The following is a 23018-nucleotide window of genomic DNA, read 5'->3' as shown; positions in this document are numbered from 1 at the left end:
CTTGTCTTTTATTCTATGAGTCTAATCCCATCTTGCTCAATAGTTATTTTTCTTGCCTTATACAGTGTGCCAATAGCTTTCTTAAAACTCTTTTTACTTAATTGAAACACTTCTTTAATATCCTCGGGGTCTGATTTATCATTAAGATCTATAAATCCACCACTAGCTTTTAATTCTCTAAGTATCTGTTCTGCATTGGGTTCTATCCCCCTATAGCCATGCTGCTGAAGTGTTAGGTCTATTTTACCATCGGGGCGCACTTTTTTAACGAATCCTTTAATCTGATCTCCAGGAGTAATTTTCTGAAATATCTCATCTGCATATACTAATCCCAAATATTTCTGATTAACAATCATATTCCAACCTTGCGGTGAAGGATGCGAAGCAATAAGATCCACCTCGTCATACGGAGACAATAAAACCATCGAATTATCTAAAAAAGCATTGGTTTTACTCGAAGCAACTAATCTATTAGTTTCGTCATCAAGATAAACATAAACCAAATACCAGTTCCCTTTTCTCATTTTTGAAGCTTGCTCTTTAAAAGGAACAAAAAGGTCTTTTTCTAAACCCCAATCCAAAAAAGCACCTATTTCTGATACATTGGTACATTTTAAATATGCAAATGACTTTACAGTTGCGTAGGGCTCTAAAGTAGTTGCTACTATTCGTTCTGAGCTATCTAAATACACAAATACCTTTAGCATATCTCGTATCATGAATTGCTCTGGTACGTATTTATTAGGCAATAAAACTTCTTCACCTTCATCATCACATAGGTAAACCCCCTGATCTCGTTCTCTTACAACTTCTAAAGTATTATATTCCCCAAGTTTAAGCATGTTCTTCTATTTTTGCGCAAAGATACTTTTTTAATCTTCTCTCACACTGATTTGAAACAAAAAAGGCGCTCATTTAGAGCGCCTTTTTTGTTATCGAAAATTCTTATTTTATTTATAAGCAGATTCTTTTCCGAAATGTTTTGTCAAAAGATAATAAACAACAGCTCTATATTTATTACGGTTTGATTTACCATATTTTTCAATTACAGAAGCAATGGCCTCATCTAATTTTGGTCCATCAGAAAGACCTAATTTTTTGATTAGAAAGTTCTTCTTAACCGTATCAAGTTCTTTTTGATCACTTCCAGATACAGTTGCAGCATCGGCATTATAAATTGAAGGTCCACATCCAATAGTAACCTTAGTTAGAAGGTCCATATCTGGTGTCTGACCAATTTTGTCTTTAATATCAGAAGCATACTTAGTTATTAATTCGTCTCTTTTACTCATAAGATGATAATGTTTTAGGTTTAAGTTAATTTCAATTGTTTCTCAAATATAGAGTATTTATAATGGAATTTTGAACTGAAAAATTGTTTTCTGGCAACCATTTTAGACGAAATACTTAAAATACCCGATTAAAGTACTGTCGTTTTCTTTTCTAGGCGTAAAAATCTCTAATAACTGCGGAGAACCTTCTTGCGAATACATTTTTTGAATCGAAATATCTACTTCATCCAAAGTTGTAGCCGAGTTATATATAAAACCATACATTTCGCATAACTGTTTAGCTGTAAGGTTATGAGTGGTTTCAAAAAATTGACTAAAATTATCGCTTTCTTCCTTTCCTGGTAAAATTCTAAAAATTCCACCCCCTCCGTTATTTATTACAATAATTTTGAAATTGGCTGGAATGTAATCATTCCATAACCCATTACTATCATAAAAAAAACTAAGATCTCCTGTTACTAAAGTAGTTGGTAAACCAGACACTAATGCTGCCCCGATAGCAGTAGAAGTACTTCCGTCTATACCACTAGTACCTCGGTTACAAAAAACCTGATACGCAGGATTTAGTGAAAACAATTGCGCATACCTAACCGTGGAACTATTACTCAATTGTATCATTTGTCTATCAGGAATACGATCAAACAAAACTTCAAACACACTAAGATCTGTAAAAGGTACTTGCTGAAGATATGTTGAATGCTTTTTTCTTCTTTCATCCCGTATTGAAATCCATGTAGGTTTATACATGCTTTTTACAGCATGTGTTTGTGGCAAGAAAGAAGAGAAAAATATATTTGAATCCAATCGTATGTGCTCTGTAAGACAAAAATAGGTGTCAAATGCTTTTTTCTCATCTACATGCCAATGAGATTGGGGTTGATATTCTCGTAAAAATGATTTAATTCTTTTAGAAACCACCATACCACCAATAGTTAAAAGAATATCTGGCTGTAAGTTTTCGAACTCCTCTTTAGTTAGAGAAGTAATCAATTGGTCTATACAATTAATATGTGAAGAATGATGGATATTTGATGTCGTTTCGGTAAGGACCAAAACAGAAGGATCGTGAGCAAAATACTCAATCCATTGTTGCTTTATTTTTCCTGGGAAATTTACTCCAATCAGTACCATTTTGCGTTGTGCATGATTCCATTCTTTGATCATCTCTGATTGCAAATCATCAGAAATAGTATACTGCGGGTATTCTAGAGGTATATTTTTTGGGAAAATGGTGGGTTGTTCAATCTTATCATACAAAGGCTCATAAAAAGGAACATTAATATGAACCGGGCCTTTTTTTTCTATAGCTTTATTAAGTGCCAGATTAATCTCTCTCTCATTATGTTTTTGGGCTTCTCTAAGTTTCTGACGAACTTTTAGGTCTTGTATTTCTGTTTCTACAACAACTTCAGAATATAAATTAGCCGAATATAGAATATGATTCTCAAACACATTTTTTTGACGAATGGTTTGCCCGTCACCAATATCAATTCTCTCAATCGGTCGATCTGCGCTCAAGACTGCTAAAGGGATATCGCTATAAAATGCTTCAGAAATTGCAGGATAATAATTTAACAAAGCACTACCTGATGTACATACAAGTGCTACTGGTTTTTGGAGCTGCTGAGCAATTCCTAAAGCAAAAAATGCCGCACATCGCTCATCAACTATACTATAACAATTCATTTCGGGATGCTCACTAAACCCAATAGTAAGTGGAGCATTTCGAGATCCTGGTGATATAACAATATGATGAATACCTTTTGCTTCGCATAAGGTAACAATAGTTTGCGCTAAAGGAATTTTGGAATATAAATGTTTCTTCATTCGAGTTGCTAAATTACAATATCAACTCAATTTACCCCAACGTTTTGAAGGTAAATTAAAATAAAACGTTTTTCATTGTTTCTGTCTTTCTTACTGTTTCTTCCCACTCTTTCTCTGGATCAGAATCTTTAGTAATACCTCCACCTACATACAGGTAAGCTTCTTTTCCTTTCAGCTCCATACAACGCAGGTTTACAAATAAATTAGATACCACTCCTTTATCATTCTGTATATTAAGCTCTCCCAAAAAACCAGTATAAAACTTGCGATCATACCCTTCATGCTTTAAAATAAATGATTTTGCTTTCCCTTTGGGAACACCACAAACAGCAGGAGTTGGATGTAAAATCTTAACCACATCTTCTATCCCCGATGGGTAAGAATTTAATTTTCCTTTAATGTCTGTCCTTAAATGCAATAAGGTTCCTGCACGATGTGTATATGTTTTTGAGGAAACTATATCATTTGCAACCGGAGATAACTCTTTTAGAATAAAATCAGTGACCATTTCTTGTTCTTCTATCTCTTTATCAGCCCATACTGTTGTTTCATCAGTTTTATAAGGTTGTGTACCAGCAAGTGCCATCGTATTAAATGTATGATCCTTACTTTGCAATAATGTTTCGGGAGTAGCCCCTAACCACATACCAACTCTTGGATGAAACCACAGATACACAAAAGCCTTGGAGTACTTTTTTATTAATCGCTGAAACATGGCCAACGGATCAAAGGCCTCATCGTTTGTTATTATTTCTTTACGCGATAACACAACCTTTTTGACACCTCCAGACTCTATAGTTTTTACTCCTGATTTCACAAGTTCAAGATGCATGTTTTTCTCGATAGAGTCTTCTGTTGCTCCAGAAATGTTTGTGCTTTGCCCTTGTGCTATACTTTCTTGATCCAAAATTGTGGCATTATAACTTGTACTTCGATTAAAAGGAAAAAATACCGCTCTTTTAGAACTGTCGAAAGGTGCAAAAATAAAGCCTGAGTTAGAATACGCTCCTACCTCATATACCGTATCGTCATCTTGAGAAAACATCGTTAATACATCAGAACCTGGCTTGTTATAAACAACGAAGGGCAATTTCTGATCTAATTGTTGTTGAATTTTAGCATAAACATCAGGCTCGTTCATACTATTTTGTTTTAGGAAGTGCAATGGTGGTTAACTTAACTATCGAGATTAAATTTTCTTCCTCATCGCGGATTTTAATATCCCAAAGCTGAGTAGTTCTACCTTTATGTACCACTTCTGCCTTTGCAAATACATAGCCCTCTTTAACGCTCTTTACATGATTTGCCGAAATTTCTATACCTCTTATAAAAAAATCTTTAGCGTTAAGAAATATATATGATGCAGCGCTACCAACACTTTCTGCCAACGCAACCATTGCCCCGCCATGCAACACTCCATCAGGTTGATGAACCTTTGGTGTTACTGGCATTTTGGCTATCAAATAGTCCTCACCTACTTCAGAAAAAGATATTTCTAAGGTTTCTAAAAGCGTATTTGGACACATTTTTTTGCACTGCTCTAATATTTCTTTTTCGTTAGGATGCATTTGTATTTTTTAAATTTTAAGTAAAAATAAACAATGGCATTTAAAAATTCTAACTATATTTATTTATTATTTTAACGAACGTTCAATAAAATATGCCTAAAATTAAAACATCCAAAGAAGAAGTCTTAAAAAAGATTATCCCGGTGCTAAGAAAAAGAGGAGTTTCTAAGAGTAGTATGAGCGAGCTGGCTAAAACTTGTGGTATTCAGAAATCTCACTTTTATTACTACTTCAGCGATAAAGAAGCATTAATCAAAGAAGTACTAGTCAATGTTCATAGTTATTTTAACTACAATCTCTTCAGGATTATAGAAAACCCGTCGCTTGATCTTAATGAAAAACTTATAAAAATGAAACAGTTACTTGATAAAATATTCAAAGTAACTGATGGCGGTTGCATAATGGCCAACACCGCTTTAGAAACCATTCATTTAGATCCTATATACAAAAAAGATATTCAGTTATTTTTTCAAGATTTTATTCAAGGATTACAACTATTATTAGCACCAAATTATGCTTCAGAAGAAGCATTATCCCTTGCCGAACAAATGGTACAGGATATTGAGGGCGGTATCTTATTGACACAAATCTACGAGGATCCTAAATATGTAAACAATGCCATTGTTAGAATGGAAAAAATAATACTACTTACATCATGAAAACATACTATAAACTCATGAAAAAGCCATTTTTTGGAAGATTTATGGTCGAATGGAAAAACCCATTACCTTCAGTTTCTCAAAACGATTGGACTGCTATATCTTTTAAGAGTAATTCTGGAGCGGTACTAAAAGGGTTACACGCAAGCTCTAAATTAGATAGTACCAAAGCAACTATTGTTTTAGGGCATCCCATGGGAAAAGAAGCCAAAGGATATTATTTAAAAAATGGATATACCGATATCCTTAGAGACAACGGTTATAATGTTTTGGTTTTTGATATTAATGGATTTGGAGAAAGCGAGGTTGGAAATTTTTTCTATCATAAGGATATTATTTCGGCCGGAAAAGTAGCTAAAGAAATATTCCCCAACGTCCCGTTAGGTTATTTAGGCATATCGCTTGGAGGACAGTGGGCAACAATAGCTTTTGCAGAGGATCATAACTATGAATTTGCCATTGTAGAAAGTGCAGCAAATACTCTTGAAGAGTTTTGGGTAAAATTTCCTTTAGCCAACAACATTTTAAAAATCATGGGGTTTCTAAATCCAAGGCTTAAAAAGAAGATTCGTATGATCGATAGAATCAAAGAGGCTCATAGCCTTAAAAATGTTCTTTTTATTTACCTTGAAAATGATGAATTTATAAAAAATAATGCCGGAGAGCTTTTCAGTAAAGCCATACCGGTCCCATCAGACGTTCACATTATTTCTAACGCAAAACATGCGCAAATACCAAAATCTCCACATCGAGATGAATACTTCAGTAGGATAATATCCTTTTTTGACGCTCAGATTAATACACAAATACAATAAAAAAATGGAATCATACACTGTTCAATCCTTTGATAAATATCCGATTTCGGTTCATGAGTTTACACCTCTACAACCAAATAACAAAACTATCGTCTTTGCCCCTGCTGTAGCTGTTCCACAGAAATTTTATTTCAGCTTAGCCGAATACCTGGCTAATAAAGGCTGTAATGTCTTTACTTTTGATTATCGCGGTATTGGGAGCTCTATGTCAAAAAGTATTCAATCTCTAAAGGCACATGGGTTTTTCTCTTGGGCTTCAGATTTTAAAGCAGTCTCTAAACATGCAAAAGAAGAATTCCCTAACAACAAACAATATATGATTGGTCATAGTTACGGAGGCAACAGTATTGGCTTTAGTGATGGATATCAGTATTATGACAAATACCTAACCATTGCTTCTCAGTTTGGATTTTATAAGCATTTTACATTTAGAATGCGGTTACTTATCTATTTGAATTTTAAACTTTTTGTACCTATTACCACTAGTCTTTTGAGTTACTACCCTTCTAACTGGTTCGGATTAGGCAAGCCTTTAACCACAAAAGCCGCCAAAGACTGGACTGCCTATTTATTACATCCTGATTCTATGTTGCATTTTACCAAGAGTAAGTCAATTACTCATTATCAAGATATCAAAGAACCTATGTTACTAGTAAGTATTGAAGACGATCTCTTTGCTCCCAAAAAATCGGTCGACATTCTAGCCAATCGAGTGTATTGTAATGCAGATGTAACCAGAAAACATCTTACCCCTTCTGATTTTAATTTAAAATCTATTGGCCACTTTGATTTTTTTAGAAAGAAAAATCAAGATATCTTGTGGCCCATTGTTAATCAATGGTTTGATCTTAACTAAAACATACATCATATCACACATCTATGAATTCTGAAGAAAAAAAAGTATCCTATCAAGCTTCTAATTCTTACTCCACTCTAAATCACTTGACCGAGAACACAAAAAATGTGTGGCTCATTTTTCATGGCATCGGGTATCTAAGTCGTTATTTTATTCGATTATTTGAAAGCTTAAACCCAGAAGAAAATTATTTTATTGCTCCACAGGCTCCTTCAAAATACTATAAAGGAGAAGATTATCGAAGAGTTGGTTCGAGTTGGCTCACTAAAGAAAATACAAAAACTGAAACTGAAAATGTATTGAATTATATTGATGCTACAATTAAAGCAGAAAAAATCCCAAACAACACTCGATTTATAGTTCTAGGATATTCGCAAGGGGTTAGTATCGCCAGTCGATGGGTGGCAAGTCGAAAAATTAATTGCAAAGATTTTATAATGATATCGGGAGGTTTCCCAAAAGAATTGCATAAAGAAGATTTCACTTTTTTAACCGACACAACCAAAATCACCCATATTGTAGGAGAAAAAGATCCTTATTTTGAAATCGATAAAGTAGAAGCCGAAAAAATAAGAGTACAACAAATACTCCCACAAATTGAATTTAGAACCCATCCTGGAGGTCATGAATTAGATATTAAATCTTTAAAAGCTGTTCTATAGTTAGATAATCGTGTATTGGATTTTTTTCATAAATTTATATATTGATGGTTATGATCAAAAGAAAATAAACCAGATTCAGTCACAATTACTTTTTATGAATATCTCATGTTTGAAAATATTACTAGCATGTACATTACTTGCTAATTCTACGGGTAATCTTTACTCATTTCATGTTAAAACCAATGAGGTACCCAGGGCTTACATAAACAACCCCACCAACATCCTTTCTTCAAAATTTAACCTCCAACATGTAACTGCTTTTCAAGAAAGCAAACACGGTGACTATTATATCGACAGGTTAACCGGAAAGATATTAGGAAGAGATAGAGCGGCTACAAATAATTTAAGAGTGATCGATAAAAGAGAATGGGATTATGTTCTAAAGGAAAAAGGTGGACCTAGGTCTAAGGAAGGAATAAAAGAACTTCATAAAAATAGTTCTGTTATTGTTTTTGATGAAGACCAAATACAAAAAGAAATTCAAATACTTGGGGAAGATACAGCTCTAGAAGGCCTAGAACATCAATTGTATATAGTATTAGATGTAAATACCGGTCAAGTTTTTGCTAAAAGAGAATTTAGCCCAAATCGCATATTTAAAACAAGATCTATTATAGAAGTCTATAAAATAGGAAAAATAAGTGCCCCAAGAATAGCCGAGGGGTTGATGCTATTAGCCGAGGTGCATGGACATCCAAGAACTATTAATTTCTATGAAATTAATATTGAAGCTGCATCGGAGATAGATAAAGAAGTTGCCCGAGATCTTAATATTAATATTTTTGTGGTTGATGCATTTGACACTAAACTGAATAGCAACTATCCCAGGGCTATCCACAGAGTAAATAATACAGGTAATTTAGCAACATGGGTAGGACATACCATTGGTATTAATAGCAATAACACCTTTAATTTTACAGATTATCTCTCTAATATGCTAAGAGAAGATACATACGCCTTCTAGTTATTTCTTATTTTTCTATTACGTATGTAAACTATTTAAAATAGCTCTACTCTTAACCGTGTCGTATAGTATAGTTAGTTTATTGATTTTATTTTCAGAATTCAATTCGATGATATCAACGACTTTAAATGCTACCTCTTCTCCACTTTTCAATATCCAGTGGTAATCAAAAAGTAAAGAAATTCGATTCGTATCTTTTTCAAAAAATAAACCATCAAACTTTAATATCGAGTTGTTTGTATCTGCTGCCAAAATAGTATAGAATTCTTTTGCGGGTTTAACTCCATACAAAGGAGACTCAACAATTCCGTCTTTAGAAAACAAATCAATTACTTTGTTCATTTTACCTTTTTCTAAATGCAAAAGATAATTTCTTGCTACTTCTTCTTTAGTCATTGTATTATTCTTTACTCTTAATTAAACCATTACTACTATTGATGACTTGGTTGATGCTTTTGACAACACGTAAGATACTCTCGACAACATGCATAACACTCTTGACAATGTGCACAACGCTCTTGACAATGTGTATAACGCTCTTGACAAAAAAGTTAACGTTCTCTAAAAAAGTTGAAAATCAAAAAACTATAAATACCTTTCTTGGATAACATTAAAATGATGTTTCTGATGCCCTGCAAGTATATACCCAACTGCTCGAGTACTCATTGGGCTCCCACTAGCCTCTCCTATCCTATGCAACATTTCGTCTGTAAAACTTTTAAACAATGTAATCGAGCTACTTCGTACGGCTTCAAAATCGGCAATTATTTCTTCTTTCCTATATGAATTAGCATTAGAATTTGGCACGTAATCATCTTGTTCAAACCCTAAAATTGGCGTTTTATCATTTCTGGCAAAGCGCAAAGCGCGGTAAGCAAAGATGCGTTCTGTGTCAATTAAGTGTTGCAATACTTCATTGATAGTCCACTTCCCATCGGCATAGGCATAGGTTAGCTTTTCTGTTGGAATTGAATTCACAAAATCTACAAATTCCTTTTTACTGCTTTGCAATCCTTCTACAATATCAGAATGCTCTGCCTTAGAAATATAAATACCATAATACGGATTAAATTCTCCTTCCTTTAATAGAGATAACATAGTTGAAATTTTATGAATTCCGGCCTTTAGTTATCCTGAGCGATAGTTGAAGGGCCGGAATGAAAGTTAATAGAAATCTTGATGCATAAACATCAAGAGGTACTTTTAAAACTAAAATGAGGTAGAAATTTAATAATTCCCACCTCATTAGATAACCTTCTTAACAGTACTTTATAAATTAGGCCGAATTTCGACTTGCATTGATATTACCAAATAAAGAACGTGTTACCATTTTCTCATAAATCTCTAAGTCTTTAGGATCAGTTTTTTGAGATCGATTTAGTTCTTGTATTTTCTTTAGCGCATATTGTTGTATGGTTAATAATGGCAACACAATATTTTCTCTTATATCAATAGACGCCTTTCCTGCTGGCTCGTTTTGCATTAATTCGCTGTACCCCGTTAACTTAAACAATAATCGCTTTGTCAACAAGTACTCATCATGAATGATGTCCCAAAAAGCTCCGTACTCAGGATCTTCTTTCATATACGCTGTTAACTCAAAAAACGATTTAGTAAGGCTCATCATACTATTCCCTATCAACGTTCTAAAGAACGCAGAATCTTTATAAAGTGACGCAACTTTTTCGAACTCGCCACGATCTTCGAATCTTTTTAATGCTGTACCGACACCATAAAATCCAGGTACGTTTTGCTTTAATTGACTCCAACTACCTACAAATGGTATTGCTCTTAAATCACCAAAATCAAGAGTTGCACTTTTACTTCTTTTAGATGGTCTACTTCCGATATTTGCTTTTCCGTAGTATTTTAGAGTACTCATATGTTCTAAATACGGAAGAAACTTAGGATGGTTTTTAAAATCAACATAGGTTTGGTAACTAATGTCTGCAAGTTCTTGCATAGTACTTTTATTCTCTACAGAAAAAAGATTACTTTCATTATCGGTTAATTGATTTTCAACCCCTGCACCAAGTAATTGCTCCAGGTTATATTGACAAGAGTTTAGGGTTCCAAAATTAGAACTAATGGTTTGCCCTTGCACTGTTAATTGAATTTCTTCATCTTCGACAGTTGGGCCGAGTGATGCATAAAATTGATTTGTATTTCCACCTCCTCTGGCTGGCGGCCCTCCTCGACCATCAAAGAATACTACTTTTACATCATACTTTCTAGAAATTTCGGTAAGCTCTTCTTTTGCTTTAAAAATCCCCCAATTTGCCATAAGGTATCCACCATCTTTTGTTCCGTCAGAGAACCCAAGCATAATGGTTTGTTTCATTCCTCGGCGTTTTAGATGTGCCATATAGACTGGGTTACTATACAATGACTCCATAACCGTATGAGCAACCTGTAAATCAGGAACCGTTTCAAACAAAGGAATCACATCTACAGATGGAAACTCCCAATCACAAAGCCTTATCATCGCAAAGGTTTCCATGACGTTAAGTTCATTTCCATTATTACTTATGATATATCGGTTTGCCGCGCGTTCTCCATTTTTTAGCTGAATTGTCTTTATAGCATAGATAGATTCTAAAGTTGCCCGTGCTATATCTTCATCAAAAATAGAAGGGTCTATCTTTCCGGTTACGTTAGAGAGCACATTAATTTGCTCTTCATCAGACAGTGACATATAATCATCAGGAAAGATACCAAGACCTAATTCATTGGTTTTAGTAACCACTTCGGTAAGTACCGTATGATGAACTCTTGAATCTTGTCGAATATCTAATGTCCCAAAATGAAATCCAAAGATCTTCACTTTATTGATTAAGTCCTGTAAATCTTCAAGAAACAAAGATTGATGTTCAGAAATTAATTCTTCTCTAATTTCTAACAACCCATTCATCAAAGTTTCTACCGATAGAGGTTCTGCTGTTTTCGCATAATAGAAGTTTTCATATAATGCGTTTTCCAGAATTGTAATTTTATCCTGAAGGTTTCCAAAAGTAATTCTACGTTTTAATTCTCTTATGTCACGATAGTAATTAATTAAAATCGTTTTACGTAGTCGTTTTGCTACTTTAAGAGTTGTTTCTGTAGTTACAAATGGATTTCCATCACGATCTCCCCCTGGCCAAAAGCCCAAATTAATCAAATCATTATCAAGATCCTCTCCTTCAAAAATATTTTGCTGGACATAGTTATAGATTTTACTCGCAGATTGATAAAATACATTCTCTAAATACCAAATCAAACTTACTGCTTCGTCATACGGGCTTGGTTTTTCTTTTTTAAAGAAGGCCGTCTTACCTAGCTGAGCTAATAACTTTTTGATTTCTGATAAATCATTCCGTTGTATTGCATCATCAAGATCATGAATAATTCCCAATACTGTACCGGGATAAAACTGGGTAGGGTGTGCGGTTAATGTTGGACGAATCTTAAAACGCCTCAAATATTCCTTCAGTTCTTGTAGTTGTCCTTTGGCTTGCGCTTCTTCTTTAATACTTCTTAATGTACCGCGCCCATCCATATTGTTAACAACAGGAAAAGCAGCGTCTTCTATTGCATCAAACAATACAACCTGACGCTCGATATATTGAATAAACCTAAACAATAAATCATGCATATCCTTTTCTGAAGGGTTGTCTTGATACAGATTAAAAAAGCTCTCTACAATTTCTGTAGGATTCTTATGTTGTTCGTATCCTTTTTCGCACACTTCTTTAAAAAGTGGTAATAAAACTCCTGTATTGGTTACAGTATCGAAGGGCAATGTAATTAGTATACTATTGTATATCTGGTACTTTGCCAGAACGTTTTCATTAAAACGTTCAATTTTTGGTTTTCTAGCCATTTTGTGGTGGTACTACTAGTTAATGGTTAATAAACATCTTGCGAGCTTAAGAAATATGGTTAACAAAACTCTAATCACAAGATTTTTTAAAATAAAAAAAGCCCTCGAGGTTTTTCCTAAAGGGCTTTACATTATATATGATAAAAATACCCTTTACATTTCCTGAAAAATAGAATGCATTAAACGTTTTTTATCATTAATACTTTCTTCTAACGAAATCATAGTCTCTGTACGATACACTCCATCAATATCATCAAGCATAAATATAATATCCTTAGCATGGTTTGTATCTCTTGCTCTTACTTTACAAAATATATTAAATTTTCCTGTAGTAATATGCGCTACAGTAACAAAAGGTATCTCGTTAATTCTTTGCAATACAAACTTAGTTTGTGATGTGTTCTGAAGATAGATACCCACATATGCAATAAATGAATATCCCAATTTTCTGTAATCTAATGTTAATGAAGAACCCTCAATAATGCCAGCCTCTTCCATTTTTTTTACGCGTACATGAACGGTACCTGCAGAAATCAATAATTTTTTTGCAATATCCGTAAAAGGAGTACGGGTATTTTCAATCAACATATCCAAGATTTGGTGGTCAACTTCGTCTAATTTAAATTTTGCCATAGTAATTCGTATTATTTTCCCGATTATTTACATTGCAAAAATAACAGAAAAATACAGTTTTCATGTATTTTATTTCATCTTTTTGTCGATTCTATTGAGAATAATTCAGAATCCAAGCGGAAATTTAACAACTCCACCTCTGGAACTATCTCTACTGTAACGTTTTCGTTGTATATCGCTCTTTTTTTACCAATAATTTCTTTATGTGCATAAAAATTTTGCAAATCATCAATTTTAACAATTTTTGGTACGAATTTCACATTATTTCCTGTTAATATTTCGGTGTATTGAACGGCTATATCCACATTTTTACTGTTTAAAATCACATCTCTAATGATGATATCATAAAAACATTTTGCATTTTCAGGAATTAAAAAATAATCCTTGTACCCTTCTCCGATAATTTTGGTTTTTGCTATATATTGAATTGAAGTGACCAAGGAATAGAAAATATATTCTCTGGTCATCTCACGATCATAGTCACCTGGATAGTGTCCTGCCTCGAATAAAATGGTCGGAATCCCATTATGTTCTAACGTATCTCCAACACAATTGATATTAAACCCATCATCATAACGCCCCACCTGATTAGGGATTAATTCTTGAAGCATCGTATTCATTTTAGCAATAATATCCATTGCTACTTTTCGACTAGAAGTAATTGAGCGTTCTTTATCACCTGCAGGAGACAAAAACGATACTGTAGCTGGGTAATTCGTCGCTCCTGCACTAAAAATTGTTCTTTGGCCGTGTAGATTAAAAGCAAAATCAGGCTGTATAGCCTTTATTAGGTCACTTAAAACAATACTTTCTTTTTGTGTTTTACTTTGCGCGTCTCTATTAAGGTCTACTTTATTGTAATTAAGTCTGGTATACAGTTTAGCTCCATCTGGACTAAGAATAGGAACTATATACAAGGAACATTCTTTTAAAACATCTTTGCTTATACTATTAGTAGAATCGGTAAGAAGGTTAATAAGGTCGAAAAGAGCTTTTGTTGTGGTACTTTCATTACCATGCATCTGGGACCAAAATAGAAGCTTCTTTGATCCGTTACCAATTTTTATAAGTTGAATAGGTGCATTATTTTCTGAAGTTCCTATCTGCTTAATTTCAACTTTAGAAGATAAAACATCCAGAAGAGGAGTAATATGATCTAGATAAATATAACGACCAAATAATGAAGGTTCCTTATATGTAGCAAACCAGTTTTGTAATGTAACACTATCCATAAATCTTATATAATAGAACACGAAATTACTACAGTTTCTTGAAGAATCATAGCAAACATGATCTTATTTACATCTGTAAACTCCAGATCATTTTACATTTGTAACAGGATCGTAGTTACAAATGTAAACATGTAATTTGAATAGATCTGTTTACTTAAGTAAACGTTGATTTCTTACTCGTTTCCAAATGTATTCTTATTGTTAACAAGTATTTAAGAGATATAATTTATGGTATATCAATGAATTGTAAATCAAATTATTATAGATAGTTATCTCAAGTATTAATTTACTACTAAATCTAATGATGTTACATATGTAAACACTACTATATTACGAATTTGTTTACCTTTGTAATCATATTTAAACACATTAACAGTTTACACTTGTAACTTCATGGTTGATAGTAAAGATTTTGGAAAAAGAATTCAAAAAGTAATGGATTACTATGCTGTATCGGCTTCATCATTTGCAGATTACATGGGTGTAGGCCGATCCTCTATTTCTCATATTTTGAGCGGACGAAATAAACCCAGTTTAGATTTTGTAATGAAAATTACAGAAGCATATACCGATGTAGATTTACAATGGTTATTGTATGGAAAAGGAGTATTTCCAAAATCAGAAAATTCAGTAGTCGAAGAAAAAAAATCTAAACCCGAAGAACATATTGCCAACTCATATCAATCACCTCCTTCTATTCCCAAAACGGATAATGATTTATTTTCACAATCAATTCCCGAAAAAGAAAGTAGTACACCAGAAGTTACCTCTATAGAAAAAAACGCTCCATCAATTTCTACAGATGATAAAATTGATCGTATTGTTATTTTTTATGTGGATGGAACTTTTAATAGTTATCAAATGAAAAAATCTTAACAACTTTTTCACTCCTAGCCATAAACTTTCTGGAAATAAATTTATTTTCGTTTCTAGATTAAATCATGGTGATGAAGCAAATTGTTTTTATATTTTTCTTATCTATATGTATTACGAGTTGTTATCAGCAAAATCGCGATTGTGATAATTTTCATATAGGAACCTTTGAATTTGAAACGTATCTCGACGGTGAACTTGCCAAAACTAAATTTATTAGAACAGATTCTATAGAAATAGATTATTTTAGAGGGAAAAGTGATACTTCCAGTATTCGTTGGATTAATGATTGCGAATACATCGTAAAAAAAATACATCCGAAAAATATGGCTGAGGAGAAAGCTATACACATGAAGATCTTAACTACAGATAAAAACACCTATACCTTCGAATATGGATTAGTAGGTGCAGCAAACAAACAACGTGGAACCGCAAAAAAAATAAAATAATGTTCGAAATTTTCGCATCAGCTGACGCCTGGGTTGCCCTATTAACCCTGACTTTTTTAGAAATTGTACTAGGTATTGATAATATCATCTTTATTTCATTAGCTTCTAGTAAACTACCCGAAAAACAACAAAAAAAAGCGACTAATATTGGTTTGACACTTGCCATGGTTATGCGAATTGTTTTATTATTTGGTATTTCATTGTTAGTGGCAATGGAGGCTCCTTTTTGGCATATTAATTTACCTTGGATAGAAGCTGGTATTAGTGGCCAGGCATTAATTTTATTTGGCGGAGGAATGTTCTTATTATACAAAAGTGTACATGAGATACATGAAAAAGTGGATGAAAAAGGAGAGGAAGAAAAAGAAATACAAGCCAAAAGCTCTTCTTCTTTATCTAATGCCATTGTACAAATAACGTTGATTAATGTAGTCTTCTCATTTGATTCAATATTGACTGCGATTGGGATGACCAATGGTATAAGTGATAATCCAAACGATGCACTACTGTTAATGGTTATTGCTGTTGTTGTGTCTGTACTGATTATGATGCTGTTTGCAACACCTGTGGGCCGTTTTGTAAACAAACATCCTTCAGTTCAAATTTTAGGTCTTTCATTTTTAATCCTAATAGGATTTATGTTAATTGCAGAAGCAGCACATTTGGCTCACCTTCAAATATTTGATAGCGAAGTAGGTACGATACCTAAAGGGTATTTATACTTTACAATAGCATTCTCTTTACTAGTTGAATTTTTAAACTTTAAACTTCGTAAAAAAAATAAAGTAAGTACGAAAGAAGTTTAATCTTAAAAATACTATACTTTAACGTGCAATAATAGCATTACACAAATCACAAAAAATATATGAAAAAAATCGGGGTTATTTTAATGGTTTTGGTTTCTTCAAACGTGTTATCTCAACAAAAAAGAGCTCGAGATTATGGAATCGAAATAGGGGTCTTAAAGCCTGGAAAAAATAATGCAATTACCGACGTTGATGGCGTACAAGTTGGCCATGAAACTATAATCGAAGGAAATGATGTTAGAACTGGGGTAACCGCAATATTACCGCATACTGGTAATATTTTTCAACATAAGGTTCCCGCTGCAATATATATTGGTAATGGTTTTGGAAAACTAGCTGGATATAGCCAGGTAAAAGAATTAGGAAACATTGAAACTCCCATTGTTTTGACTAACACATTAAGTGTATCTCCCGCAATAGATGCATTAATAAGCTATACTATTGAACAACCAGAAAATCAAAATGCCAAGTCAGTAAATTCTGTTGTCGGTGAAACTAATGATGGCTGGTTAAATGATATTAGAGGTAGGCACGTTACGCAAGAACATATACTAAATGCAATAAAAAACGCTACCGGTGGAATTGTAAAAGAAGGTAATGTTGGTGCAGGAACTGGTACCATTTGTTTTGGCTACAAAGGAGGGATCGGTACAGCTTCGAGGGTCCTACCAAAATCTGAAGGAGAATATACTGTCGGGGTTTTAGTACAAACCAATTTTGGAGGTGTCCTCGAAATAAATGGAGTTCCTATCGACAAAGAATTAAATAGATTACCTAAATACAGTCAATACGAAGGCGATGGTTCTTGTATGATTGTTGTTATTACAGATGCTCCTTTAGATTCAAGAAATTTAGAGAGACTTGGAAAAAGAGCTATGTTAGGACTAGCAAAAACTGGAGGTGTTGCATCTAATGGGAGTGGTGATTTTGTTATTGCCTTATCAACAGCAAAAGATAATTTAGTTGCAAATAAAAGTAATTCTTCTTTTAATGAAAATAAAGTGCTAAGAAATGAGCAAACTACCCCTTTATTTTTAGCTACAATAGAAGCAACAGAAGAGGCTATTATCAATTCGTTATTTGCAGCAGAAACTATGACAGGGCATAATAAGCATCATATACCATCTATACCTACCAAAGGCATCATAGAAATCATGAAAAAGTACAATAGAATAAAGGATTAATTATTATTTACATCGTTGAAATTGTAAGCTTTTTTCATCTTTTAAAAGGATCAATTATAAAACGTAATGATATTCACTAATAGGTGTAATTAACATATAATAGATCTCGAAAGCAATTCTTCATTAAAGCTATTTATTAGTATTCTACAATCACCCTCATTAGCGATATACATTCATAAGCACACAAAATCTTAGTCCTTATTTCTATCAAAAAAGGATTATGTGCTATGTAATATTTTTTTAAACACATTATACCTAGAAACAATTTAAGGATAATACTTACGTTTATAGAATAAGCTAAATATCATTGATTTTTTAAACACTTAACAGCAAGGTGTTTAACCCAAAATAAATTGAGTGAGTAACATTTAAACGAGCAAAAACGAGTTTTAACGAAAAATCGACAGTGGTTTTTTGAAAATTTATTGGATTACTTGAAGTTTAAGCGAATTATGTTATTCATATTACATCTAACAACTAAAAAAACAAGGGTAATGAAGAAGAATTTATTAATTATATGTTTTCTATCAATAGCAGGAATACATGCTCAAGAAGTACTATTTGTACCGCAAATTGAACACAATACTGTTATCAATGAAACAGAACCGTTACAAACAAATACAGTACTACGTGTTGATAATGTCACCTACTCTATGAAAGAGTATGAGTCTATGATTAAGAGAGGTAAAGAGCTGACTTTTATACTCATAGAACATGATAAATTAGTACAAAAAGGGTCTATGTCCAAAAAACAAATTAAAAAATGGAAAAGAGATGTGCTAGAAGCCAAACTTCTTAATTATAGGATTGATGATTATACATCGGCTTACCTAAGAGAAGGATATTCGCTTATTGATCATGTAAGTGAAGATGTATTAAGCGATTACTACGATTTTTCTAAAGTATTAGAAACCTCGGTTCAATATGTAGGTTTTTAGTAAAACATCAAACACTTAAATCATAAGATATTATCTATAGAGGTTTATACTAAATTTGCTGTCATTTCGAAAATGGTATAGACATTTGCCCCCTTATCTTATATAGATAAGGGGGCAAATTATTTAAAATTTATACGAGAATATGCTAAATATAATGTGTAGCTACAATTACACTAATAAATTATCTACTTACTACCATAATTCTAAATTTAATCGCACTTTTGCGATTACGAAATAACGAGTCAATTAGATTAATTAAAATGAGCTTAAAAGAACTACAAACACGAAGTGGATCTGTATGTGAATTATGCGGAGTTACTGAAAATTTATCGGTATATGATGTCCCCAAGTCACCTAATGTGGGGCTTGATTCGAGTATTCTCACCTGCTCTGTTTGCAAAGAACAAATCGAAAATCCAGAAAAAATAGACGCTAATCACTGGCGATGCCTTAATGATAGTATGTGGAGTCAGGTGCCAGGTGTTCAGGTTATGGCTTGGCGTATGCTTACTCGTTTACGTTCTGAAGGTTGGCCACAGGATTTATTAGAGATGTTATACTTGGATGATGACACCCTAGCATGGGCTAAAGCTACAGGAGAAGGCGAAGAAGATAACAATACTATAAAGCATGTTGATTCTAATGGTGCAATGTTAAGTGCTGGGGATTCTGTAGTTTTAATAAAAGACCTTGATGTTAAAGGTGCTAATTTTACTGCCAAACGTGGTACTGCAGTACGCAATATCTCATTAGTACACGATAATGCAGAGCATATTGAAGGTCGTGTTAATGGTCAACATATCGTAATCCTTACGAAGTATGTGAAGAAATCTTAGAAAACGTATTAGTTAATTGATAATCTTACGTAAAGGTATTGGCATTTCTACTTCTTCGTAGAGGAATCTTTTATGTACTCTTTCTTTGAGTTTACATTTCATTTTAAACTCTTGAAAAGGCTCTGATATCCATACATAAGCTCGAACATGCACATAAGACTCATGCACATCTATCACACGAACTTCAGGGTTTTTATTCTCTTTATCATCAAAAACAGCTATATATTCTAGTTTTGAAGCTTCTTCCAAAATAATCTCTCTAACTAAATCAATATCAGCGTTTAATCCTATCTTAAAATTATTAAAACTAAGCACTTTACTATCTTCTATCGTGTGATTAAGAATAGATTCTGTACTAATAATGGAATTTGGAATAATTAATCTTTTATTTTCGAATGTATTAATTACAGTATGTCTTAAAGTAATATCAACTACTATTCCTACTCGTTCTTGGTCTAACTTGATGTAATCTCCTATCCTAAAAGGTTCAAACAATACAATAAAAACGCCGGCAATCAGGTTAGAAATAGCTGCCTGAGCTGCAAAACCTATAATCGCTGCAAGTATACCGGCTCCAGAAAATATTACGGTGGCTTGTCTCCTTAAGAAAGGAACAGTACCCATAATAATAACAAAAGCAATAATAAAAAAGAAGAATCGTATAGAATTTTTGACAAACCTTAATCTGGTAACATTATAACTACCTCTCTTTTGTTTTACATTCAAAAAAAGAACCAATAACCACTTGAAAATCAAAGAAACAACCCAACATATCAGAACAATAATGAAGGCATACAAAATAACACCTTCAATATGATCTACATTAATATATTTCTTGATAAATTCTGTCACTTAAATCATTTCTTTTCCGGTATTATATTCAGTACAAAAAATCTTAAAAGGTAATTTCTAGAATAATGTTGGTTGGTCGTTCTCATCTGCATCTGCTACCCCATCTGATCCTTCAGAATCTGATGAAGGAACATTTTCTTCTTCGATAACCTCAATTTCTTCGGCAGGAAGTGGTTCTGGCTCTTCATAAGGTAAAGGGTCTAATAAATTGATCTGTTTTACTTTATGGATCGTTAATTGATTTCCTAATGCCTTAGCACCTTTAATTGAGATAAATTCTTCAAAGTTTATTTCTTCATTTGCACGCTGATCTTTACCTCGCAATTTGGTAAAGATTATTTCTCCCATTGGTCTATGATCTGTAGAAACAACTTCTAAAAAGGATTTAGGATGTTCTGTAATAAAAAACTCTTCGCGATCAGGGCTTTCGATTAAAAAACGCTTTACATAATATCGTTCTTTCTCACCATCCCAATAAATCGCGGAAATAGGTTTTTTAGGCTTCCATTTTTCCAGAACAATCATATCCGAATTAAAATGCAGTGTCATTTCAGGAATAATCGTTTTTGCAAGACCTTTTTGAGTGATCACCAGTAAACGATCATTTCCTCTAAACTCTCCCAATAACTCTCCTCTTCCGTCTACATTAAGGCGCTGTACAGAATCATCAAACCATATTTTGCGCGGTTTTAAGGTTGAAACTCCTTGTTCCTTTAACTCTACTCTTTTAATATTATACTTAGTAACAATGTTACCTTTTACACCCCTACCTTTGATCAATAAGTCAGAGAAATCCAGGTCAAATTTGAGTTTTTTAATACTTCCCGCTTGACGTAAAAATATAGTGATCACCTCGGCTTCACCATTTGGATTTGCAGAGAAATAAGTCACTTTAGAACCTTTCTTGCCTTGCGCAAGATCATATTCTTTATCACGCGTAACACCGGTAACCGCAAACCTTTTCACATAAGAAGCCCCACCTTTACCATCTTGATAAATCACATTGTAGATTGTACGTTTATCTTTTTTCTTAAAGATGGCAACATGTATAATATCTTTACCAATAAATGTTTTTGACCCCACCTTAGTAATCATCATTTTTCCTTCGGCAGTAAAGCAAATAATATCATCTATATCAGAACAATCGGTAACATATTCGTCTCTACGCAATGAAGTACCTATAAACCCTTCTTCTCTATTTACATACAACTTCGTATTACGAATAACTACTTTGGTAGCTTCGATATCATCAAATATTTTTATTTCGGTTTTGCGTTCTTTTCCTTTACCGTAGGTCTTTTTTAACCTCTTAAAATAATCAATTGCAAATTCGATAAGATGCTCTAGGTTATGTTTTACCTCAGCAATATCAGCCTCAAGGGCTTCAATTTTTTGTTGCGCTTTATCGATATCAAACTTTGAGATACGCTTGATTCTGATTTCGGTTAAGCGAACGATGTCCTCTTCGGTCACCGCTCTTTTTAAGTGTTTGATATGAGGTTGTAATCCTTTATCAATAGCCTGGATAACGCCTTCCCATGTTTCTACCTCTTCAATATCTCGATAGATCCTATTCTCAATAAAGATTCTTTCTAAAGAGGCAAAATGCCATTGTTCCTGAAGCTCTTCCAACTGGATTTCAAGCTCTTTTTTAAGCAATTCTACTGTATTATCTGTAGAACGACGTAACATTTCAGAAACACCAATAAAATTTGGTTTATTGTCTTCGATAACACAGCCTAAAGGCGAAATAGATACTTCGCAATTGGTAAACGCATATAGAGCGTCTATTGTTTTATCTGGAGAAATACCAGAAGGGAGATGTACCAATATCTCAACCACTGCAGCGGTATTATCTTCTATTTTTTTGATTTTGATCTTCCCTTTATCATTTGCCTTAAGCACAGAATCTATTAACGAAGTCGTTGTTGTAGAAAACGGTATCTCATTTATAACTAATGTATTTTTATCTAGTTGAGAAATCTTTGCTCGTACTCTTACCTTTCCTCCTCGATTACCATCATTATAGTTGGTAAAATCTGCTATACCCGATGTTGGGAAATCTGGTAAAATGGTAAAGCGTTTACCCTGCAAGTGCTTAATCGAAGCGCCTATCAATTCTATAAAATTGTGCGGAAGAATTTTTGTGCTAAGTCCTACGGCAATCCCCTCTGCTCCTTGTGCCAATAATAACGGAAACTTAACCGGAAGGTTAATCGGTTCTTTTTTACGTCCGTCATAAGACAACTGCCAATCTGTAACTTTTGGATTATAAACAACATCCAACGCAAATTTAGACAAACGGGCTTCTATATATCGGGAAGCTGCTGCCCTATCCCCAGTAAGGATATTACCCCAGTTACCTTGCATATCGATGAGTAGCTCTCTCTGCCCAACTTGCACCATGGCATCAGCAATACTAGCATCTCCATGCGGGTGATACTGCATGGTATGTCCAACAATATTTGCTACTTTATTATATCGACCATCATCCAAATCCTTCATAGAATGAAGAATACGGCGTTGAACAGGTTTTAGACCATCCTCGATAGCCGGTACCGCACGTTCCAGGATTACATAAGATGCATAATCCAGAAACCAGTCTTTATACATTCCGGTAACCTTGGTGATCACTTCTTGTGGTTCGTGATCTTCATGGGTTGAATCGTGATGTAATTCTTCGTTTTCGTTTTCCAAATCCATATATAAT

The 23018-nt window shown here is 33.6% G+C and carries 23 protein-coding genes; 11 read left to right on the top strand and 12 right to left on the bottom strand.

Annotation, left to right across the window (positions count from 1 at the left end):
- Nucleotides 1–8: 8 nt before the first annotated feature.
- From ABW637_RS15270 to ABW637_RS15250, 5 genes are all read right to left on the bottom strand, one after another.
- On the bottom strand, nucleotides 9–842 hold the full coding sequence (locus tag ABW637_RS15270) for a CvfB family protein (protein ID WP_367585584.1): 834 nt from the start codon (nucleotides 840–842) through the stop codon (nucleotides 9–11).
- A gap of 108 nt (nucleotides 843–950) precedes the next feature.
- Nucleotides 951–1292, bottom strand: a complete 342-nt coding sequence (locus ABW637_RS15265) for a DUF2853 family protein (RefSeq protein WP_367585583.1) — start codon at nucleotides 1290–1292, stop codon at nucleotides 951–953.
- A gap of 102 nt (nucleotides 1293–1394) precedes the next feature.
- Complete coding sequence (gene menD, locus ABW637_RS15260) at nucleotides 1395–3119, bottom strand: 2-succinyl-5-enolpyruvyl-6-hydroxy-3-cyclohexene-1-carboxylic-acid synthase (RefSeq protein WP_367585582.1); 1725 nt, start codon at nucleotides 3117–3119, stop codon at nucleotides 1395–1397.
- A gap of 55 nt (nucleotides 3120–3174) precedes the next feature.
- Entirely contained in the window at nucleotides 3175–4260 is a 1086-nt protein-coding gene (locus ABW637_RS15255) for an isochorismate synthase (RefSeq protein WP_367585581.1), read from the bottom strand.
- Between the two features lies 1 nt (nucleotide 4261).
- On the bottom strand, nucleotides 4262–4687 hold the full coding sequence (locus ABW637_RS15250) for a PaaI family thioesterase (RefSeq protein ID WP_367585580.1): 426 nt from the start codon (nucleotides 4685–4687) through the stop codon (nucleotides 4262–4264).
- Nucleotides 4688–4779: 92 nt separating this feature from the next.
- Between ABW637_RS15250 and ABW637_RS15245 the strand changes: the two genes are divergently transcribed.
- The 5 genes from ABW637_RS15245 (at nucleotide 4780) to ABW637_RS15225 (ending at nucleotide 8643) form a co-directional block, all read left to right on the top strand.
- Complete coding sequence (locus ABW637_RS15245; RefSeq protein WP_367585579.1) at nucleotides 4780–5346, top strand: TetR/AcrR family transcriptional regulator; 567 nt, start codon at nucleotides 4780–4782, stop codon at nucleotides 5344–5346.
- Nucleotides 5343–6161 carry an alpha/beta hydrolase gene (locus tag ABW637_RS15240; RefSeq protein WP_367585578.1) on the top strand — a complete coding sequence of 273 codons (819 nt, stop codon included), beginning with the start codon at nucleotides 5343–5345 and terminating at the stop codon, nucleotides 6159–6161. Before ABW637_RS15245 ends, ABW637_RS15240 begins: the two co-directional genes overlap by 4 nt.
- A gap of 4 nt (nucleotides 6162–6165) precedes the next feature.
- Complete coding sequence (locus ABW637_RS15235) at nucleotides 6166–7017, top strand: alpha/beta hydrolase family protein (protein ID WP_367585577.1); 852 nt, start codon at nucleotides 6166–6168, stop codon at nucleotides 7015–7017.
- A gap of 23 nt (nucleotides 7018–7040) precedes the next feature.
- Complete coding sequence (locus ABW637_RS15230) at nucleotides 7041–7679, top strand: alpha/beta hydrolase (RefSeq protein ID WP_367585576.1); 639 nt, start codon at nucleotides 7041–7043, stop codon at nucleotides 7677–7679.
- A gap of 109 nt (nucleotides 7680–7788) precedes the next feature.
- Nucleotides 7789–8643, top strand: a complete 855-nt coding sequence (locus ABW637_RS15225; RefSeq protein WP_367585575.1) for a hypothetical protein — start codon at nucleotides 7789–7791, stop codon at nucleotides 8641–8643.
- Between the two features lie 18 nt (nucleotides 8644–8661).
- Here ABW637_RS15225 and ABW637_RS15220 read toward each other — a convergent pair whose 3' ends face one another.
- The 5 genes from ABW637_RS15220 to ABW637_RS15200 all read right to left on the bottom strand — a co-directional run bounded on the left by ABW637_RS15220 (nucleotide 8662) and on the right by ABW637_RS15200 (nucleotide 14370).
- Entirely contained in the window at nucleotides 8662–9039 is a 378-nt protein-coding gene (locus ABW637_RS15220) for a nuclear transport factor 2-like protein (protein WP_367585574.1), read from the bottom strand.
- Nucleotides 9040–9228: 189 nt separating this feature from the next.
- Nucleotides 9229–9741, bottom strand: a complete 513-nt coding sequence (locus ABW637_RS15215) for a DinB family protein (protein WP_367585573.1) — start codon at nucleotides 9739–9741, stop codon at nucleotides 9229–9231.
- A gap of 178 nt (nucleotides 9742–9919) precedes the next feature.
- Nucleotides 9920–12505 carry a phosphoenolpyruvate carboxylase gene (locus tag ABW637_RS15210; protein ID WP_367585572.1) on the bottom strand — a complete coding sequence of 862 codons (2586 nt, stop codon included), beginning with the start codon at nucleotides 12503–12505 and terminating at the stop codon, nucleotides 9920–9922.
- A gap of 153 nt (nucleotides 12506–12658) precedes the next feature.
- A complete protein-coding gene (locus ABW637_RS15205) occupies nucleotides 12659–13138 on the bottom strand; it encodes an Lrp/AsnC family transcriptional regulator (RefSeq protein ID WP_367585571.1) in 480 nt (159 codons plus the stop codon).
- 74 nt (nucleotides 13139–13212) lie between these two features.
- Nucleotides 13213–14370 carry a M14 family zinc carboxypeptidase gene (locus ABW637_RS15200; RefSeq protein WP_367585570.1) on the bottom strand — a complete coding sequence of 386 codons (1158 nt, stop codon included), beginning with the start codon at nucleotides 14368–14370 and terminating at the stop codon, nucleotides 13213–13215.
- Between the two features lie 393 nt (nucleotides 14371–14763).
- On the opposite strand from ABW637_RS15200, the gene ABW637_RS15195 reads away from it, so the two are divergent.
- The 6 genes from ABW637_RS15195 (at nucleotide 14764) to ABW637_RS15170 (ending at nucleotide 19456) form a co-directional block, all read left to right on the top strand.
- Nucleotides 14764–15246 (top strand): helix-turn-helix domain-containing protein, encoded by a 483-nt coding sequence (locus ABW637_RS15195; protein ID WP_367585569.1) that lies wholly within the window; start codon nucleotides 14764–14766, stop codon nucleotides 15244–15246.
- Nucleotides 15247–15317: 71 nt separating this feature from the next.
- Nucleotides 15318–15692, top strand: coding sequence for a DNA topoisomerase IV (locus ABW637_RS15190; RefSeq protein WP_367585568.1), 375 nt, complete (start codon nucleotides 15318–15320; stop codon nucleotides 15690–15692).
- The gene (locus ABW637_RS15185) at nucleotides 15692–16498 is read left to right on the top strand and encodes a TerC family protein (RefSeq protein ID WP_367585567.1); all 807 of its coding nucleotides are present in this window, start codon (nucleotides 15692–15694) and stop codon (nucleotides 16496–16498) included. The genes ABW637_RS15190 and ABW637_RS15185 overlap by 1 nt, the downstream gene beginning before the upstream one ends.
- 59 nt (nucleotides 16499–16557) lie before the next feature.
- Entirely contained in the window at nucleotides 16558–17682 is a 1125-nt protein-coding gene (locus tag ABW637_RS15180; RefSeq protein ID WP_367585566.1) for a DmpA family aminopeptidase, read from the top strand.
- A gap of 494 nt (nucleotides 17683–18176) precedes the next feature.
- Nucleotides 18177–18620: a hypothetical protein gene (locus tag ABW637_RS15175; RefSeq protein ID WP_367585565.1), complete on the top strand. Its 444-nt coding sequence runs from the start codon at nucleotides 18177–18179 to the stop codon at nucleotides 18618–18620.
- Nucleotides 18621–18880: 260 nt separating this feature from the next.
- Nucleotides 18881–19456 (top strand): PhnA domain-containing protein, encoded by a 576-nt coding sequence (locus tag ABW637_RS15170; RefSeq protein WP_367585564.1) that lies wholly within the window; start codon nucleotides 18881–18883, stop codon nucleotides 19454–19456.
- Nucleotides 19457–19468: 12 nt separating this feature from the next.
- Here ABW637_RS15170 and ABW637_RS15165 read toward each other — a convergent pair whose 3' ends face one another.
- On the bottom strand, nucleotides 19469–20308 hold the full coding sequence (locus ABW637_RS15165) for a mechanosensitive ion channel family protein (protein WP_367585563.1): 840 nt from the start codon (nucleotides 20306–20308) through the stop codon (nucleotides 19469–19471).
- A gap of 57 nt (nucleotides 20309–20365) precedes the next feature.
- Nucleotides 20366–23011, bottom strand: coding sequence for a DNA gyrase/topoisomerase IV subunit A (locus tag ABW637_RS15160; RefSeq protein WP_367585562.1), 2646 nt, complete (start codon nucleotides 23009–23011; stop codon nucleotides 20366–20368).
- Nucleotides 23012–23018: the final 7 nt, after the last annotated feature.

Source organism: Aquimarina penaris, assembly GCF_040786285.1.
GTDB lineage: Bacteria > Bacteroidota > Bacteroidia > Flavobacteriales > Flavobacteriaceae > Aquimarina.
Note: the sequence above shows the minus strand (reverse complement) of the source record. Positions and strands in the feature narration are given on the sequence as shown.

What these genes read in the sequence shown, in the direction of transcription:
- ABW637_RS15230 (WP_367585576.1), top strand. Translation starts at nt 7,041, where the DNA reads ATGAATTCTGAAGAAAAAAAAGTATCCTATCAAGCTTCTAATTCTTAC.
- ABW637_RS15270 (WP_367585584.1), bottom strand. Translation starts at nt 842, where the DNA reads ATGCTTAAACTTGGGGAATATAATACTTTAGAAGTTGTAAGAGAACGA.
- ABW637_RS15250 (WP_367585580.1), bottom strand. Translation starts at nt 4,687, where the DNA reads ATGCATCCTAACGAAAAAGAAATATTAGAGCAGTGCAAAAAAATGTGT.
- ABW637_RS15185 (WP_367585567.1), top strand. Translation starts at nt 15,692, where the DNA reads ATGTTCGAAATTTTCGCATCAGCTGACGCCTGGGTTGCCCTATTAACC.
- ABW637_RS15215 (WP_367585573.1), bottom strand. Translation starts at nt 9,741, where the DNA reads ATGTTATCTCTATTAAAGGAAGGAGAATTTAATCCGTATTATGGTATT.
- ABW637_RS15190 (WP_367585568.1), top strand. Translation starts at nt 15,318, where the DNA reads ATGAAGCAAATTGTTTTTATATTTTTCTTATCTATATGTATTACGAGT.
- ABW637_RS15235 (WP_367585577.1), top strand. Translation starts at nt 6,166, where the DNA reads ATGGAATCATACACTGTTCAATCCTTTGATAAATATCCGATTTCGGTT.
- ABW637_RS15220 (WP_367585574.1), bottom strand. Translation starts at nt 9,039, where the DNA reads ATGACTAAAGAAGAAGTAGCAAGAAATTATCTTTTGCATTTAGAAAAA.
- ABW637_RS15160 (WP_367585562.1), bottom strand. Translation starts at nt 23,011, where the DNA reads ATGGATTTGGAAAACGAAAACGAAGAATTACATCACGATTCAACCCAT.
- ABW637_RS15180 (WP_367585566.1), top strand. Translation starts at nt 16,558, where the DNA reads ATGAAAAAAATCGGGGTTATTTTAATGGTTTTGGTTTCTTCAAACGTG.
- ABW637_RS15240 (WP_367585578.1), top strand. Translation starts at nt 5,343, where the DNA reads ATGAAAACATACTATAAACTCATGAAAAAGCCATTTTTTGGAAGATTT.
- ABW637_RS15195 (WP_367585569.1), top strand. Translation starts at nt 14,764, where the DNA reads ATGGTTGATAGTAAAGATTTTGGAAAAAGAATTCAAAAAGTAATGGAT.
- ABW637_RS15245 (WP_367585579.1), top strand. Translation starts at nt 4,780, where the DNA reads ATGCCTAAAATTAAAACATCCAAAGAAGAAGTCTTAAAAAAGATTATC.
- ABW637_RS15170 (WP_367585564.1), top strand. Translation starts at nt 18,881, where the DNA reads ATGAGCTTAAAAGAACTACAAACACGAAGTGGATCTGTATGTGAATTA.
- ABW637_RS15255 (WP_367585581.1), bottom strand. Translation starts at nt 4,260, where the DNA reads ATGAACGAGCCTGATGTTTATGCTAAAATTCAACAACAATTAGATCAG.
- ABW637_RS15265 (WP_367585583.1), bottom strand. Translation starts at nt 1,292, where the DNA reads ATGAGTAAAAGAGACGAATTAATAACTAAGTATGCTTCTGATATTAAA.
- menD (WP_367585582.1), bottom strand. Translation starts at nt 3,119, where the DNA reads ATGAAGAAACATTTATATTCCAAAATTCCTTTAGCGCAAACTATTGTT.
- ABW637_RS15205 (WP_367585571.1), bottom strand. Translation starts at nt 13,138, where the DNA reads ATGGCAAAATTTAAATTAGACGAAGTTGACCACCAAATCTTGGATATG.
- ABW637_RS15175 (WP_367585565.1), top strand. Translation starts at nt 18,177, where the DNA reads ATGAAGAAGAATTTATTAATTATATGTTTTCTATCAATAGCAGGAATA.
- ABW637_RS15210 (WP_367585572.1), bottom strand. Translation starts at nt 12,505, where the DNA reads ATGGCTAGAAAACCAAAAATTGAACGTTTTAATGAAAACGTTCTGGCA.
- ABW637_RS15200 (WP_367585570.1), bottom strand. Translation starts at nt 14,370, where the DNA reads ATGGATAGTGTTACATTACAAAACTGGTTTGCTACATATAAGGAACCT.